At 40.5% G+C, this 12,718-nt stretch carries 12 protein-coding genes, 1 rRNA gene and 1 pseudogene; 5 read left to right on the top strand and 9 right to left on the bottom strand.

Annotated features, from left to right (window positions below; genetic code table 11):
* Positions 1–13 precede the first annotated feature (13 nt).
* Positions 14–1,627 carry an acyl-CoA carboxylase subunit beta gene (locus tag F885_RS02660; protein WP_005322290.1) on the bottom strand — a complete coding sequence of 538 codons (1,614 nt, stop codon included), beginning with the start codon at positions 1,625–1,627 and terminating at the stop codon, positions 14–16.
* Between the two features lie 2 nt (positions 1,628–1,629).
* Positions 1,630–2,505, bottom strand: a complete 876-nt coding sequence (locus F885_RS02665; protein ID WP_005322289.1) for an SDR family oxidoreductase — start codon at positions 2,503–2,505, stop codon at positions 1,630–1,632.
* A 180-nt stretch (positions 2,506–2,685) separates the two neighbouring features.
* Between F885_RS02665 and F885_RS02670 the strand changes: the two genes are divergently transcribed.
* Positions 2,686–4,653, top strand: coding sequence for a DUF2075 domain-containing protein (locus F885_RS02670; RefSeq protein ID WP_005322288.1), 1,968 nt, complete (start codon positions 2,686–2,688; stop codon positions 4,651–4,653).
* A gap of 66 nt (positions 4,654–4,719) precedes the next feature.
* Here F885_RS02670 and F885_RS02675 read toward each other — a convergent pair.
* Positions 4,720–6,521 (bottom strand): annotated as a pseudogene (locus tag F885_RS02675) (acyclic terpene utilization AtuA family protein).
* A 195-nt stretch (positions 6,522–6,716) separates the two neighbouring features.
* On the opposite strand from F885_RS02675, the gene F885_RS02680 reads away from it, so the two are divergent.
* The 4 genes from F885_RS02680 to F885_RS02695 all read left to right on the top strand — a co-directional run bounded on the left by F885_RS02680 (position 6,717) and on the right by F885_RS02695 (position 9,314).
* On the top strand, positions 6,717–7,316 hold the full coding sequence (locus F885_RS02680) for a TetR/AcrR family transcriptional regulator (protein WP_005322285.1): 600 nt from the start codon (positions 6,717–6,719) through the stop codon (positions 7,314–7,316).
* Positions 7,313–7,822 carry a GNAT family N-acetyltransferase gene (locus F885_RS02685; RefSeq protein WP_005322284.1) on the top strand — a complete coding sequence of 170 codons (510 nt, stop codon included), beginning with the start codon at positions 7,313–7,315 and terminating at the stop codon, positions 7,820–7,822. Before F885_RS02680 ends, F885_RS02685 begins: the two co-directional genes overlap by 4 nt.
* Before the next feature lie 119 nt (positions 7,823–7,941).
* Positions 7,942–8,559, top strand: coding sequence for a DUF6915 family protein (locus tag F885_RS02690; RefSeq protein ID WP_005322283.1), 618 nt, complete (start codon positions 7,942–7,944; stop codon positions 8,557–8,559).
* Between the two features lie 17 nt (positions 8,560–8,576).
* Positions 8,577–9,314 (top strand): hypothetical protein, encoded by a 738-nt coding sequence (locus F885_RS02695; RefSeq protein WP_005322282.1) that lies wholly within the window; start codon positions 8,577–8,579, stop codon positions 9,312–9,314.
* A 60-nt stretch (positions 9,315–9,374) separates the two neighbouring features.
* Here the strand turns inward: F885_RS02695 and F885_RS02700 are convergent, their stop codons facing one another.
* The 6 genes from F885_RS02700 to rrf all read right to left on the bottom strand — a co-directional run.
* Positions 9,375–10,538 carry an acyl-CoA dehydrogenase family protein gene (locus tag F885_RS02700; RefSeq protein WP_005322281.1) on the bottom strand — a complete coding sequence of 388 codons (1,164 nt, stop codon included), beginning with the start codon at positions 10,536–10,538 and terminating at the stop codon, positions 9,375–9,377.
* A 134-nt stretch (positions 10,539–10,672) separates the two neighbouring features.
* Positions 10,673–11,236 (bottom strand): DUF4256 domain-containing protein, encoded by a 564-nt coding sequence (locus F885_RS02705; protein WP_005322280.1) that lies wholly within the window; start codon positions 11,234–11,236, stop codon positions 10,673–10,675.
* Between the two features lie 22 nt (positions 11,237–11,258).
* The gene (locus F885_RS02710; RefSeq protein ID WP_005322279.1) at positions 11,259–11,606 is read right to left on the bottom strand and encodes a GFA family protein; all 348 of its coding nucleotides are present in this window, start codon (positions 11,604–11,606) and stop codon (positions 11,259–11,261) included.
* 65 nt (positions 11,607–11,671) lie between these two features.
* Entirely contained in the window at positions 11,672–12,067 is a 396-nt protein-coding gene (locus tag F885_RS02715) for a hypothetical protein (protein WP_005322278.1), read from the bottom strand.
* A gap of 83 nt (positions 12,068–12,150) precedes the next feature.
* The gene (locus tag F885_RS02720; protein ID WP_005322277.1) at positions 12,151–12,543 is read right to left on the bottom strand and encodes a putative signal transducing protein; all 393 of its coding nucleotides are present in this window, start codon (positions 12,541–12,543) and stop codon (positions 12,151–12,153) included.
* Positions 12,544–12,635: 92 nt separating this feature from the next.
* Positions 12,636–12,718, bottom strand: a 5S ribosomal RNA gene (rrf, locus tag F885_RS21455); the annotation flags it as partial.

The raw sequence follows: 12,718 nt of genomic DNA, 5'->3' as shown, positions 1-12,718 counted from the left end.
AGGGTGTTAAAAATTAAAATCTCGACACACCAAAACGTGTTGGATTTAACTCACGTTGTTGTGCTTCATAAATGGTTTGTAATAAAAATATCAATACTTTACGGGTATCTCTTGGGTCGATGATGCCATCGTCATGCAGCATTGCGGTATTGAATAAAGCAGTCGACTGTTGTTCCAATTTCATCGCTGTACTTTGTTCCAAGAAATCCAGCATCTGCGGATTCGGTTCAATCCCCGAGGCTTTTTGCTTGCCCTCAGCCACGATACGCAAGACTTTGCCTGCTTGTGCCGCGCCCATCACTGCTACATGTGAGTTTGGCCATGCAAAGATAAATTGCGGGGACAAACTGCGACCACACATCGCATAGTTACCCGCGCCATAAGAGCCTGCCACCACAATCGAAATCTTGGGTACTGTCGCATTGGCAACTGCTTGGATCAGCTTGGAACCATGTTTAATAATCCCGTTCTGCTCTGCATCGGTTCCGACCATAAAACCAGTGGTGTTATGCAGGAATAAAAGTGGTCGTTGGGTCTGCTCACACAGATGAATAAACTGAGCTGCTTTGGCTGCCCCTTGAGGTGTAATCGGACCATTATTGGTAATAATGCCAATATGCAGTCCACCCACTTTGGCCCAACCACATACGGTTAAAGCATCATATTCTTGTTTAAATTCTAGAAAATCTGAATCATCGATGATCCGTGCAATGATATCTTTCATATCAAAAGGTTGCTTTGGATCTTGCGGAACAATGCCTAACAGCTCTTCAGCAGCATAACGTGGTTCTTTATAATTTTGATTGGATTGTGCAGTTTGCTCTTTCCAATTGAGATGCTCGAAAATCTCTCGGGCTAAGCGAATCCCATCTGCATCATTTTCAGCTAAATATTCCGCCACACCTGAGACTTGGGTATGCATTTCTGCCCCACCCAGTTCTTCCGCAGTCGCCACTTCCCCTGTTGCTGCCAATAACAAGGGTGGACCAGCCAACAACATTTCTGTTTGTTTGCGCACTGCAATCACATAATCAGACAAACCGGGTTGATAAGCACCACCCGCAGTTGCGTTGCCATGCACCACCGCAACTTGTGGAATCCCTGCTGCGGATAAACGTGCCTGATTGGCAAAAGTCATACCGCCATAGGTAAATACTTCCGCAGCATAGTTCAAGTTTGCGCCACCACTTTCAGTCAAGGTCACCATCGGCAACTTTTGCTCTAAGGCGATCTTTTGCAGGCGTAGGGTTTTATGCACCCCCATTGGTGACATGGTGCCACCTTTGATCGCACTATTACTGGCGGAAACCAGCGCACGCACGCCACTGACAAAACCGATGCCTGCAATCACACCACCGCCTGCTTCGGAACCATCTTTATCGTCATGCATGTTGTAGCCAACTAGACCACATAGCTCGACAAAAGGTGAATCCGCATCTAACAGTAAACGAATACGTTCATGCGGCAAGATTTTGCCTTTCTTATCGAACTTAGGTTTTGCTGCATAGGACTTATCAATACTTTTTTGCTGCACCGCACGCACTTCAGCCAACTGCGCTAATAATACCTCTCGATTTTGCTGGTATTGTTCACTACCTACTGCAATCTCAGATTGGAGAATACTCATCTTTATTCTCCATCTGTTTTGAATATGTCAGGAATAAAAGCACGATGGAAACCATTAAAGGCGTCATTATTGGTCGCATCTGCCAATGGATACATACGTGTACCTTGTGAAGCAGCCCCATCAATACGCAGGGTGACACCAGATACAAAAGCAGCAGCATCTGAAAGTAGATAACAAATCGCTGAAGAGATTTCTGATTCTGTGCCCATACGTTTTAACGGCACATTGCTCGCTAAACTTGGAATAATGACTTTGGCAAAATCACCACTATAGTTATCCATCCCCGAAGAAATAATCCAACCTGGCGCAACGGCATTAACACGTACCCCAGATTTCCCCCATTCTACTGAAGCAGTTTTGGTCAGGTTATCAACACCCGAACGTGCTGCACCTGAATGGCCCATCCCCGGCATTCCGCCCCACATATCCGCAGTCATATTAACAATGCTACCACCATGCTTTGCCATCCACTGGTTATAGGCTTCACGCATCAAGTAAAAGGTAGAATGTAGGTTATTACGGACCACGGCATCAAAACCATTGGCAGAAATATTCTCTAATGCAGAAGGAAATTGTCCCCCCGCGTTATTGACTAAACCATCGAGCTTGCCAAATTTTTCCAGCACCTCAGCAATCATATTTCTGACTTGCTCTTCATCACGGTTATCACAGACGATGAAATGGACTTTGCCTCCATCTTCCAGAATTTCTTGGCTGACTTTTTCTAGTTTTTCAACTTTACGTCCTGTGATGACCACTTGTGCGCCTAAAGAAGCCAACTCATGTGCAGTACAACGGCCAATACCAGAACCACCACCCGTGACGATCACCACTTTGTCAGTAAATGCATCTGTCCTGAAAATTGATTGATAAGCCATGTTTTATGATCCATTCATCTATTATTTTTAACTGAACACACACTACCAAGCAAGTGCTTGGTTTGTAAAGTACCAAGATGCCTTTCTTATTCAAATTTAAATGTCATTTTTTGCTAAAATATTATTTCTAGTGCTAACATGCTGTTCAATTTAAGATTTTTTAAACTTTAAAAACTCACAATGAATACAAGCTATTATCAAAGTTCGATAGATTTTTTTTTAAATGAAAATAAAAATGCAATTTTTGGACAACTTGCACGTCATCATCAACATGATTTAGAAGATTTACAAAAAAATGCTTGGCTTGAACAAATTGATTTTCTAAAACAGGAACTTAAAGAGTTCTGTGGTCATTTATATTTTGAGTTCTCTATCCCTAGAATGGGAAAACGAGTAGATAATATCTTAATTATAAATAATTTAATCTTTGTAATAGAGTTCAAAGTAGGCGACAAAAGTTATTCAAGCTATGCTCAGAATCAGACAATTGACTATTGCTTAGATTTACAAAATTTTCATGAAGGAAGTCATAATAAAACGATTATCCCGATCCTTATCGCGACGAATGCCCCAAGTACGACCTCTCAGATTGATAGCTCTCTAGATCTGACCGGTTGTATCCTATGTAATAAAGAAAACTTTAAAGCCACGCTGATCAAAATTCTAGACCACATAAAAATTGAAGAAAGTCTAAATATTGAGACTTGGGAAAATAGCATATATAAACCTACGCCAACGATTATTGAAGCAGCTCAAGCTTTATATAAAGGCCATAGTGTTGAAGAAATTTCAAGAAGTGATGCTGGTGCAATTAACCTCTCCAACACCTCCATTTTAATAAATGAAATTATCGAAGACTCCAAAGCTCAGCATAGGAAATCAATCTGCTTTTTAACAGGTGTTCCTGGGGCAGGAAAAACGCTTGCAGGTCTAAACATCGCGAACGAACGACTAAAAGCAGATGAATCAGAACACTCAGTATTTCTATCTGGTAATGGCCCGTTAGTTGATGTCTTGAGAGAAGCATTGACTAGAGATTCAGTAGAATCTGCTAAAAGGAGTGGTCAGAGAATTTTACGTACAGAAGCTGAAAGGAAAGCAAAGGCTTTTATCCAAAATATTCATCATTTTAGAGATGACAATTTAAGAACGCCTCATGCCCCTATTGAAAAGGTTGTCGTTTTCGATGAAGCACAAAGAGCTTGGCAAAAAGAACAAGTCTCCAAGTTCATGCAACAGAAAAAAGGAATCACAAACTTTGACATGTCTGAACCCGAATATTTAATCAGTGTAATGGATCGACATGAAGATTGGTGTGCAATTATATGTTTAATCGGAGGTGGACAAGAAATCAATACAGGTGAAGCCGGCGTTTCAGAATGGATTGAGTCGCTAAAAACAAAATACCAATCTTGGGATATTTATTATTCAGATAAGATTTTGGCTGAACCTAATACCTATCTAAATAATTTAGATTTATCAAACTGGTTAAAACAACATGGACATAAAAAAACTGATCTTCATTTATCCACCTCTGTTCGATCATTTCGAAGTGAAAAAGTTGCATCCTTAATCCAATCCATTTTAGACAATCAAAATGGTCAAGCCGCTCAAACTTACCAAGACATCAAACATAATTATCCAATTAAAATCACGAGAGATTTAGGCAAGGCAAAAGCCTGGTTAAGACATCAAGCTAGAGGTACGGAAAGAATTGGACTAATCGCAAGTTCAGGTGCTAAAAGACTAAAAGCAGAAGGTATCTATGTTAAGAATGATATATCTCCAACTGATTGGTTTTTAAATCATCAGGATGATACCCGGTCATCTTATTACTTAGAGGATATTGCGACTGAGTTCGATATCCAAGGACTTGAAATCGACTATACCTGCGTAACTTGGGATATTAACCTCTATTATGATCAAGGTTGGCAATTTCAAAGCTTTAAAGGCTCAAAGTGGCAGAATATTAATAAAGACTCAACTAAAAGTTACCTTCTCAATGCTTATAGAGTTCTATTAACCCGAGCCCGACAAGGTATGGTTATTTTTATTCCTGCTGTAGATGGAAAAGATCCAACAAGACCTCAAAAATACTATGACTCAATCTATAACTATCTGCTCTCTTGTGGGTTAGACATAATATAAAAATTATTGGAGTTTCGCTTGTACTACTTTACGACAAACGAGACTCCAACATCAGGTAAATGCAGCTCAAGATATTAGTTTTCTAGGCACTTTCACTGGCATATCTAATAATTGCTGTGCAAAAGCTTTACCTTGTGGATCAATCCGTAAGCTGGCAATCCCACCACCGCCCAATGCATTTTCCAACATGAAATTCAGTGCATGCATGGCAGGCAGTTCATAACGAATCACTTTTGATTTTTCAGGATCTAAAACATGCTGCATATACGCTGCAACATTGGCCTCAGTCAGTGCCGCACGAATCCACGGTAAATATTCAGCCTTGCGCGCGATCACCCCAATATTGCTGTGATTACCCTTATCGCCACTGCGTGCATGTGCAACTTCAACTAAAGGAACTTCAACCTCATCGCCTTGATATACGGCTACGTCACCAACAGGATGCTGCACATAATCCAGTGCAGACTGTCCAACGGGGATCTGAACGGGATAACGCTGTCCTGCAAAGTCGACTTCGACTTTTAATTGATCTTTATCAATCAAGAATGAAAATAATTTCACCACGGCTGATGCTTTAGGTCGGCCACCAACAATTCCTGCCAATGCAGGTGCCATCCCTGTTGAAGCTTGGGCAATTTCTGAGGCAAAGAACATACAAGCTTCTTTAAATAGGTGCTTGACTGCGATTTTGACTACCACTTCACGGCTGTCTTTGATTCGAGCATGCGCGCCATAAGTGCTTTCAATGCCAAGAATCTCAACTGACTTTTCAATAAAAGGAGGAACTGAACGCAGTGCCAAAACGCGTTCACATTTGTTGATAATGGCATCGGCAATCACTTGAGCTTTTTCTGGCGCTTCACGACCTGCAATCAAAAAACTGACCAAGACACGATAACCATCAGCATAGGTGGCACTGACTTTATATTGCTGGGTCGGTGCACGACCTGTGGCACCCGTCACTCTGACTCGATGTTCGCCCACCTGCTCTAAATGGACTTGGCTAAAATCAGCACTCACATCAGGTAAAAGATAGGCTTGCGGATTGCCAATTTCATAGACAATCTGCTCTGCTACAGTTGCAGTTGAAACGAGGCCACCTGTCCCTTTCGGCTTGGTTACGATAAATGAAGCATCAGCACTGACCTCTACGATTGGAAAGCCCATATTGTCAAAGCCTTGAACGAGACGCCAATCGGTAAAGTTTCCACCTGTACACTGTGCACCGCATTCAATCACATGTCCTGCCAATGAACCTTGCGCCAGCTTGTCATAATCCTCCAGTGACCATTTGTATTCATGCAATAATGGGGCAAGCACAACTGCTGAATCGACCACACGGCCTGTAATCACAATATCTGCACCTAAGTCGAGCGCATCACGGATCGCAACAGCGCCAAGGTAGGCATTACTACTAGCAACATGTGCAGGTAAGGCTTCAGCATTAAACATTTCCTGAACATTTTGGTTGAGTAATTCAGCATGCTTCGGCAATACATCATCACCCAAAACCACTGCAACTTTTAAATTTAGTCCTTTTTCATCAATGATTTTCTGTAAGGCATCACGGCAAGCCAGAGGATTTACCCCGCCCGCATTACTAATGACTTTTATTTTTTTTCAGCAATTTTATTGATCAGTGGTGACATCACTCGACTAACAAAATCCAGCGCATAACCATGACTTGGATCAATCATCATCGCCTTGGCCATAATCGACATGGTGATTTCTGATAGATAATCAAAGACTAGATAATCAATATCACTCAAATGCACCAACTGAAATGCAGCAGTGTTGGTATCGCCCCAGAAGCCTGATGCACACCCAATTTTAACTACCCTCTGGTCATCCTGTTTGACAGTTGTCATGCGCTTTCTCATTGTTATTGCTAAAAACGCCTTAACATTACCAAGCAAGTGCTTGGTTTGTAAAGTGCATAATGCTATGCTGTATTGGCAAAAATAGACAAACTCAAGCAAATGCTTGTTATAAAAAGATAAGACAATGCATCAAATGAATTTTGTTACAATAGACTTTAGATTAAACGGGATAGATGGATAGGCATGATCGCAACCTCAATTGAGCAAATACCCAAGATTGTTTGTTTTGATGACAGTCCACGTGGACGTTTACTGCAAGGTGCTGCCTATCTGTTTTATAAGCAAGGTTATGACAAAACCACTGTTCGTCAGCTCGGTGAATTTATTGGCATTCAATCGGGCAGCTTATTTCACCACTTCAAAAGTAAAGATGAGATTCTAGCGACAGTGATGGAACAAACCATTATCTATAACTTCGCTCGTTTAAAAGAAGCTTCTGAACGCTCCAATGATCCTGAGCAACAGTTACGTCATTTAATTAAATCTGAATTGCTGTCGATTGCAGGTGATACGGGTGCAGCTATGGCGGTATTGGTACACGAATGGTTTGCCCTTTCTAAAGAAAAACAAGATTACCTTCTGAAAATGCGTAATGAATATGAGCAAGTGTGGTTGGATGTGATTGAAAAATTACGTGCTCAAGGCAAAGTGAAACACGATGCTTTTATTTGGCGTCGTTTGCTCGGTGGCTCGATTTCTTGGACAGTGACTTGGTATAGACCAGAAGGTAAAGTCAAAATTGATGAGTTGACTGAAATGGTTTGGGAAATGGCGGTGAAATGAGTGCTATCTATTTGCGTAAGCCTCAACTCAGCGATTTAGCTGAAATCAAACTTACCTACCAAAAGAGTATTCAACTGCATCAACCTTGGACTTATCCACCAACAGACTTTCAACAATATCTCGCACAAGAACATCGTTATTTTGTCTGCTTGAAAGAAAATCATGCCATTGTTGGCACCTTTAATATCTCCAATATCGTTCGAGGTTACTTTCATTCTGCTTACTTGGGTTATGAAGCCTTTTCTCCTTATGCAGGACATGGCTACATGCGACAAGGGCTGCAATTGGTTTTACAAGAAGCATTTCAAACACTGAATCTACATCGACTAGAAGCCAATATCCAACCAGACAATCTGCTCTCTATTCGCCTTGTTGCAAATGCAGGTTTTATAAAAGAAGGGTTTTCTCGCCAATACCTGTGTGTTGGTGGAAAAGAATGGAAAGATCATGAGCGTTGGGCAATTTTAAATGCCGATTGGACCGATAAAAAATATCAGGCATTTTAAAAAATTGATTCTAATTTAAGCACGACACAGCTTATCGCTCACGTCTATTTATCTATATTCGTTGTATCAGAAAGCTGCTATTGTTCTTAAACATCAAATGATTATAAGAATTCGTGAAAATGAATCCAGTACAACATGCCAATATTTCGGTGAAACGTCGTGGGGGCGAGCTTGAAGATTATATTGATATTCATGCTCTAATCGACAGCACCAAAATGTTGTGTACCGACAATCGCCATCGTATCTTGCATACCTTTTGGGGTGTTCAGGAAGTCATTATCCCAATCTTTGGACATCACTTTGAAAATAGTGCAGGAAATAGCATTGAAGTGAAAGACCTGTGTGAAAAAGATCACCTATTGGTTGATTTCCATCACCGCTTTATTCCAACTTTAGGTGATTTTGTTGCAGCGATGCAGGATATCCCTACAGATGGGTTAGCAAAACGCCTAGAGAAATTTCATGCTGATGTGATTGACGACCCAAAAGTATCAGCAACACTACTCTCTCCCTTATCGGTGACAGGACAATTAAAGTCGTTACTGATCACCCACAATAGTTGGTTTATCAATACCATTCTTCCGATGATGGGAAAAGGTAAAGCCAGATTGATTGATTTTGATATTCGTCCCGATTTCTTTTTCAACCCGATGCGTTTTGAACTCTGGATGGACAATGGCATGGCTGTGCCGCCTAGTGCAGCTAAGCTGCAAGAATTAAAAACTAAAATTGCTTAACTTAAGGGGAAATAAAAATGAGCAATATCCAATACGTGATTCGTCAAAATGACTTTGCCTATAATGACGAATGGCATCTCACCAACTGCGTTTCAACTGGGGCAATCAAACAGATTTATACAGATAAAGCTGAAGCAGAAAAGGCCTATAAAACCTTAGTTGTTGAGGGCTTATATTATGATGAACTCTGTAACTATGACATCGGCAATGGCGAAGTAGATGATGAAATCTACGAAAAACTTGAAGCTTTGGTATTAGAAAAAACGGGCAAAAAGTTTGATATCGAAGATGGTGAAATTCCAAAATTGAATGAAGACGATGCGTTCGAATTTGCCCAAATTTCAGGTATCGTCTGGTATCAACTCTTAGAAATCGATGCGACACAACCTTGCTATGTGCTCTGGATCAATTCAGAAGAAGACTATTTCTCTGGCTATGAGACTGGCAGCATTATCTCTAGTCAAGATGAGAACTTTAGCGATGTTATGTGGGAATCCAATATTTATGCGATGGACTATGAGTTCGAAGCCTTGATGAACAAACCACTTTCAGAGTTAAGTGATAGTCCATTATTATTGAAACAGTTTATCGAGCAAACTGCGGATATTCGTTACGATGCCGAAAAAGATAGTATTGAAGGTATTGCTCTCGACAACATAAAATTTATTGATATCAAAGCACTGAACTCATTTCTGAAACAACCTATCTTTGAAATCCGTCAAATTTCTTTAGAAAAGCTGGCTGAACTAGAATAAATTTTAAACCGGAAAAAGTGCGGTGTTTTGACCGCACTTTGAATGATGTTTGAAACAGTTTTAATAGCCCAACTGTTTACTAATTAAATCCTTCATAATTTCTTCTGCACCACCGCCAATCATATTCACCTTCACTTCACGATATATACGTTCAGACTTAGTACCACGCATAAAGCCCATGCCTCCAAGTGTTTGTACCGCAGCATCGGCACAGAATTGCATAGTTTGAGTGGCAACATTCTTCAGCATACAAATCTGGGCAATCAGTTCACTACCCTGCAATTCAGGTTTGCCTAAACGATAAGCGGTATCCTCGAGTAAAGCACGAGTGGCAGTCAGTCGCGTGGCCATATCCACTAACTTATGACGCATCACCTGATGATCAACCAGACGCTTACCAAAGGTTTGGCGTTGTTGTGCCCAATCCAATGCCTCTTCATAGCAAGTCAAGGCAAAGCCATAACTACTGGCCGCAAGGAAAAAACGCTCCATATTGAAGTTATTCATAATCACCAAAAAGCCCATATTTTCAGGGCCTAACAAATTGCTGACTGGTACTTTGACGTTATCAAAATGCAAATGCGCGGTATCTGATGCCCACCACCCCATTTTGTCCAGTTTCGTTTTGCTGATCCCTTCACTATGTGCATCAATCAACAGCATGGATATACCATTTGCACCTTTGGCATTTGGATCAGTACGCACTGCCACTGAATAATAATCAGCTCGCATCCCCGAAGTGATAAAGGTCTTTTCACCGCTCACCAGAAAATAATCACCTTCACGTACAGCTTTAGTTTTGAGCGAAGCCACATCTGAACCACCGCCTGGCTCAGTAATTGCCAGTGCCGAGATTTTTTCACCTGACAAAATCTGAGGGAGTACCTGAGCTTTAACTTCTTCGTTGGCAAAATGCTGGATTGGTGGTGCACCAATGGTATGTGACAGTAAAGAAGCCGCTAAGCCACCCGAAGCACATTTTGCGAGCTCAATCGAAGATAACAAGGTATAAAATGCATCTGTTCCCGCAATCCCACCATACTGCTCTTCAAAACCTAACCCCAACAAACCAATATCTGCGGCTTTTTTATAGAGCTCTCGCGGAAAGGTTTCACTTTCATCCCATTCATTGATAAAAGGTGAAATTTCTTTTTCAACAAAACGTCGAATACTCTTGGCAAATTCAAGATGCTGCTCGTTATAGTACAAAGGATTAAAGTGCATATTCTGCTTCCTAGCAATTATTAATCATTGTTTATTGAATAAGCACTAAAGTAGCAAAACCAGAAAAACCAAGCAAGCGCTTGGCAAAATTAAAGATTAAAAAAACATGCCAAAAGTACGATCGAATCACAAAACTATATTTCTAATCGACCACGAAATCCACGGGTCGCATAATAAGATTGCGCACCATTATGATAGGTAAAAACACGACCATAACGGCTATCACAAAAAATTGCACCGCCCAATTTGCGCACATCTTCTGGCGTTTTTACCCAACTTGAGGTTTTTAAATCAAAATGTTCAACCAACTGTAATTGTTTATATTGTTCTTCTGTGAGCAATTCAATTCCCATAGCTTCGGCCACATCGACCGCATTATTTTCGGGCTTATGTTCTTTACGTGCATCTAAAGCAGCGCGATCATAACAAAGACTCCTACGCCCTTTTGGTGTTTCTACGGCACAATCATAAAAGATGATCTCATTTGGTTCAGAATCAAGTGAAACGATATCTGGTTCCCCGCCAGTCTGTTCCATTTGATTCAGTACCCATAGCTTTTCAGGAAGTTGTTTTAATTGCTCCTCAATATTGACCCAATTCAAACCGTGATGCCGATGCATATTGGCTTCAAAACGCTTTTTTAGTATCTCGAACAACATAATCGTCTGTTCAGCATTTAACTGTTTTTTCTTGGTCATTTTTATTCTCTAAATTTGAGTGTTAAACCGAACGGCCATCAAAATGATTGATTTTGATGCTTTCCAAATCTAAATTTTCGATACATCTGATATTAATGGCATACATCTGATTCCCTTGCGGATCAATGCCTGTTGCATAAGGATGAATACCACAGATCTTACAAAAATGATGGTCAATCACATGCTTATTAAATTGGTAACGAGCTAAAGTATTTTCTTGAGCTGAAACATCAACTTTATCTGTCGGTAAGAACCACAATAAAGAACCTTTTCTTTGGCAGATCGAGCAGTTACATGACATTGCTTCAGTCAAATCACCTTGTGCAACAAAAGTGATTTTTCCACAATGACAACTTCCTTGATATTCCATCTTATTTTCCTTTTTATTCTGTTCTCCCCTATTAGACAAAGCTGTTGAAATGATGTCCACTTAATTTAGTTATTTCTTTGGTGATAAGAAAATGCAAGTTGATGCCGCCATTGATATTCCAATCGAGCCAAAGCACCAACAAAGACCGCCTCCCCAGCAATGTGGATTACGGCAAAGATTGTCATTTCCTGCCAGAATCGCCAAAGCATAACCAAACAAACCAAGCCCCAGATGCTATTTGCAATCACCAAGATGTTGATGAGGAACAGTGCGCGTTTTTTATAATTGGCGAGTGTAAATGAATAACATGCGTATAAGAGATTCACGCAACCCACAAAAACAATAATCCCTTTGGGTAAATGATAAAGTTGACTTAACCATTGTGCAGCAAGCAATACGATCAGCCCAGCAAATGCAGCCGCAGTGCAATCTACCCATAAAATATTTTTCTGAATATTCATAACTTCAATGCTCTTTTTATTTTAATTTGAGCATATACAGATCATTGGTGATTTAAAACATCTTGCTGATTTGCTATACGGCATTAACTCCAAAAATGTTGGCACTGCCGACACTTCGTTCCATTTTTATACGAAAAGAGTGGAAAACCAAGCAATAGGAAAACCACATAAGCAGGGCGTTTACCTTCTGTATAAGGTTGTATATCAGTACTGCCACACTTAGGACAGCTTTCACTTGCTCCAAATTGTTGTTCTAATTCTTGGCTAAAATCTTGAGCAAGTAATGCTTTAGCTTCTTCTGCATAGCTTTCAGGAACTAACAGTCGCACACCACCTAAAGCATTGGAGTAAAGCCAATCCATATTAATAGTATGTTCATTTTCAATACATGCTGGAATTTCAGCTGCTTCTAACTGAGTTTTAGCAATTTGAGCTTCATAGGGAAATGAAAAGCTTTGTACTACGATCCAAGTCATATCAGAAAGCCCGTAAAACAACCAGTATATAAAATTCCACACAATAAAAAACACCCCCTCTGCGATAGCGGAGGGGGTGTTTCTAATTTAAAAGCTGGCGATGACTTACTCTCACATGGCAAGTGCCACACTACCATCAGCGCTAAGAGGTTTCACTTCTGAGTTCGGGAAGGGA

This window comes from Acinetobacter higginsii, from assembly GCF_000369845.1.
In the GTDB taxonomy this organism is placed as follows: Bacteria; Pseudomonadota; Gammaproteobacteria; order Pseudomonadales; family Moraxellaceae; genus Acinetobacter; species Acinetobacter higginsii.
Note: the sequence above shows the minus strand (reverse complement) of the source record. Positions and strands in the feature narration are given on the sequence as shown.

Bases quoted from the DNA above. Each gene is read 5' to 3' on its own strand.
- F885_RS02705 (WP_005322280.1), bottom strand. From the start codon at position 11,236: ATGACCAAGAAAAAACAGTTAAATGCTGAACAGACGATTATGTTGTTC.
- F885_RS02670 (WP_005322288.1), top strand. From the start codon at position 2,686: ATGAATACAAGCTATTATCAAAGTTCGATAGATTTTTTTTTAAATGAA.
- F885_RS02685 (WP_005322284.1), top strand. From the start codon at position 7,313: ATGAGTGCTATCTATTTGCGTAAGCCTCAACTCAGCGATTTAGCTGAA.
- F885_RS02720 (WP_005322277.1), bottom strand. From the start codon at position 12,543: ATGACTTGGATCGTAGTACAAAGCTTTTCATTTCCCTATGAAGCTCAA.
- F885_RS02690 (WP_005322283.1), top strand. From the start codon at position 7,942: ATGAATCCAGTACAACATGCCAATATTTCGGTGAAACGTCGTGGGGGC.
- F885_RS02695 (WP_005322282.1), top strand. From the start codon at position 8,577: ATGAGCAATATCCAATACGTGATTCGTCAAAATGACTTTGCCTATAAT.
- F885_RS02715 (WP_005322278.1), bottom strand. From the start codon at position 12,067: ATGAATATTCAGAAAAATATTTTATGGGTAGATTGCACTGCGGCTGCA.
- F885_RS02680 (WP_005322285.1), top strand. From the start codon at position 6,717: ATGATCGCAACCTCAATTGAGCAAATACCCAAGATTGTTTGTTTTGAT.
- F885_RS02660 (WP_005322290.1), bottom strand. From the start codon at position 1,627: ATGAGTATTCTCCAATCTGAGATTGCAGTAGGTAGTGAACAATACCAG.
- F885_RS02700 (WP_005322281.1), bottom strand. From the start codon at position 10,538: ATGCACTTTAATCCTTTGTACTATAACGAGCAGCATCTTGAATTTGCC.
- F885_RS02710 (WP_005322279.1), bottom strand. From the start codon at position 11,606: ATGGAATATCAAGGAAGTTGTCATTGTGGAAAAATCACTTTTGTTGCA.
- F885_RS02665 (WP_005322289.1), bottom strand. From the start codon at position 2,505: ATGGCTTATCAATCAATTTTCAGGACAGATGCATTTACTGACAAAGTG.